The sequence below is a fragment of the Nitrospira sp. BLG_2 genome, assembly GCF_049222245.1.
The window spans coordinates 1-2,325 of record NZ_JBLYIG010000603.1 but is presented as its reverse complement, the minus strand read 5'-3'; the positions used below and the strand labels follow the sequence as shown (position 1 = coordinate 2,325).

Genomic DNA, 2,325 nt, shown 5'->3' with positions numbered 1-2,325 from the left:
CAGGCGTCGTTACCAACGCAGGGGGCCGCGTTGCATACTGAGTCGGAGTGCCTCACGCTCCGAGCGAGGATCCTCTTAGCTCGCGGCAACGGTCTGAGAGTCTCGCGCAGCCAGACTCTTCCGGCGATTATTTGAAATGGTGCGGTCGATGATGGCGCCGCAATTGAGGCATTTCCAGGCATAAAACACGAGAAAGAAATCCGAGAACCGCTCCAGCATCATCAGTCCCTTACACTTCGGACATTCCATTGATCCCTCCCAGGTTGGCGCCGTTCACAGCTGATGACGAACTTAAGCAAGAGCTGCGCCAGAGTGTCATATGTCAGTATTTCAAGGATTCTGCATGATACGTAGTTTCACGTGGCAACCAATGTTGGAAAATTGACGGTGCGAAAGAGTTCAAGCCGTCAATGTTTTGTCAGCCGGCGCAAGAGAAATGAGCAATCCTTGAATGATTTTGGGAATGAGAGATCGGTGTCAGGTCAATTACTGCGCCCTTCCATCAAATCGAGTAACTTGCATTTTGCAAGTTACTAAGATAGGCTGTCCGTACCGTTTGATAATGGAGCCATACGATGAGATTTAAACGGTCCTCCTGTCCGATCACCAATGTCCTGGATCTTCTGGGAGACAAATGGACGCTGCTGGTGATTCGGGACTTGGTGCTGGGCAAGAGACGCTATCAGGAGTTCTTATCCTCTCCTGAAGCAATGGCTTCAAACATCCTGGCCGAGCGACTGAAAAGGTTGCAGACCGGTGGTCTTATTCGTCGGCGGATCTACCAGCGCAACCCCCTCCGTTACGAGTATGTATTGACCCAAAAGGGAAAGGCGCTCGAGCCGATCCTGGAAGCGATCCTCGCATGGGGAAAAAAGCAATATCCCGGCACCAAGCGATTTCCACGAGTCGAGCGTTCGGACGGGCATCCAAAGCGCGAGTCTACGCGGGTAAGCAGGAGAAAGGAGGATGGTTGACTCGCAGGTGTTTCACATTCCACAGAATTTATTTGGTCTGTTCCATTCATAGAGGAGGGACGCAGTCATGCCATTATGGAAGGTGTATCATCCCGCCGGGGCATTCACGGCGGAAGACAAGAAAAAACTGGCCCGGGAAGTCACGGAGGTCTATGCCGGCATCCCGATTCCAAAGTTTTACGTAGTTTTTGTATTCGAAGAGATGGCCGCAGGCTCCTGCTTTGTGGGCGGCGAGCCGCATGACCGATTTATCCGTTTTAAGATCGACCAGATCGCCCGGACACTGCCGGGTCCCGTCATCAGAGAGTGGTGGGTCAGAACGCTCGATCGAGTCATCGCCCCCTTTGTGAAGGACAGAGGGTATGACTGGGAAATTTCCATCGATGAGACCCCGTGCGATTTATGGTCTCTGCAAGGCGAACCTGCCCCGCCGTTTGAATCAGCGGCTGAAAAGCGGTGGGTCAAAGAGAACAAGGCGAGCCCCTATTCCATCGAAGAAAAACTGCCGGTCAATCTTTTGCTCGCCCCAGGCGTCGCTGATCGGTAGGGGTCCTAACTTGCCTCCGTTCTCGTGGCGGGATTCTCTTCGGGGAGATGGCCACCAACTCGGTAACGCCATCTCTCCCTGGGGAGATAGAGGATCCGGAACCGTTGTTGAATAAAGTGTAACGATACCCACGTGCTGAGCCTAATCGCTGTCAGGTGACGTAGGTGAGCCGAGTGCTACACTTGCTATGATGAAGCCGATCCTCTTTCATGACATCGATGGAGTGTTGTTTGGAGAGTACGCGGGCGAGTATCAACTACGGCCGGGCGTGAGCTCGTGGTTGCGATGGGCCTGTGAACACTTTGACCTGGTCTGGCTGACCGCATGGGAAAGGGATCGTGTCCACGGTCTGCTTCGATCCCTGTACCTCGAAGATGTGATGAAATCTTCGACCTATGGGAACTGGACCAATTATGCGAACAAAGAAACATGGCTTCGTGAAGCGGTGTCCAAGCTCGACGGAAGACCCTGGTTCTGGATTGACGACATTCAGGACGATTTGTCCGGACTGCCGGCCGAGCGCTGTATTCGCGTGAGTCCCATAGAAGAGCGACAGCTTGAACGATTGAAGGAAGATCTTGCAGGAAGGGCAGGGTTCTCAACTTGCCAAAGGGTGCGAAAAAACCGCGAGCCCAAGACTATCTAGCTTGTTTTCTGGCCCTTATCGACTCGGCCAGGATTGGATCGGCACGGTGGAGATGGCATTTTGCGGCGAACCTTCGATCACTCGATCGCTATAGGCGAGATAAATGTAAGCCTGGCGTTTCTTGTCTAAGAATCTGACCACTTGTAGCTTCTTAAAAA

5 protein-coding genes are annotated in these 2,325 nt (G+C 52.9%); 3 read left to right on the top strand and 2 right to left on the bottom strand.

Features of this window, described 5'->3' with window-relative positions; all coding sequences use genetic code 11:
• Positions 1-75 precede the first annotated feature (75 nt).
• Positions 76-249 carry a hypothetical protein gene (locus ACOSYY_RS15990; protein WP_421663667.1) on the bottom strand — a complete coding sequence of 58 codons (174 nt, stop codon included), beginning with the start codon at positions 247-249 and terminating at the stop codon, positions 76-78.
• 326 nt (positions 250-575) lie between these two features.
• On the opposite strand from ACOSYY_RS15990, the gene ACOSYY_RS15985 reads away from it, so the two are divergent.
• The 3 genes from ACOSYY_RS15985 (at position 576) to ACOSYY_RS15975 (ending at position 2,167) form a co-directional block, all read left to right on the top strand.
• Positions 576-974 carry a winged helix-turn-helix transcriptional regulator gene (locus ACOSYY_RS15985; protein WP_421663665.1) on the top strand — a complete coding sequence of 133 codons (399 nt, stop codon included), beginning with the start codon at positions 576-578 and terminating at the stop codon, positions 972-974.
• A gap of 67 nt (positions 975-1,041) precedes the next feature.
• Positions 1,042-1,521: a tautomerase family protein gene (locus tag ACOSYY_RS15980; protein WP_421663663.1), complete on the top strand. Its 480-nt coding sequence runs from the start codon at positions 1,042-1,044 to the stop codon at positions 1,519-1,521.
• Positions 1,522-1,708: 187 nt separating this feature from the next.
• On the top strand, positions 1,709-2,167 hold the full coding sequence (locus tag ACOSYY_RS15975) for an HAD domain-containing protein (protein WP_421663661.1): 459 nt from the start codon (positions 1,709-1,711) through the stop codon (positions 2,165-2,167).
• A 15-nt stretch (positions 2,168-2,182) separates the two neighbouring features.
• Here the strand turns inward: ACOSYY_RS15975 and ACOSYY_RS15970 are convergent.
• Positions 2,183-2,325: CreA family protein (locus tag ACOSYY_RS15970; protein WP_421663669.1), on the bottom strand; the 143-nt coding region annotated here is incomplete at its 5' end.

Coding starts and splice junctions, on each gene's coding strand:
- ACOSYY_RS15990 (WP_421663667.1), bottom strand. CDS start 249: ATGGAATGTCCGAAGTGTAAGGGACTGATGATGCTGGAGCGGTTCTCG.
- ACOSYY_RS15985 (WP_421663665.1), top strand. CDS start 576: ATGAGATTTAAACGGTCCTCCTGTCCGATCACCAATGTCCTGGATCTT.
- ACOSYY_RS15980 (WP_421663663.1), top strand. CDS start 1,042: ATGCCATTATGGAAGGTGTATCATCCCGCCGGGGCATTCACGGCGGAA.
- ACOSYY_RS15975 (WP_421663661.1), top strand. CDS start 1,709: ATGATGAAGCCGATCCTCTTTCATGACATCGATGGAGTGTTGTTTGGA.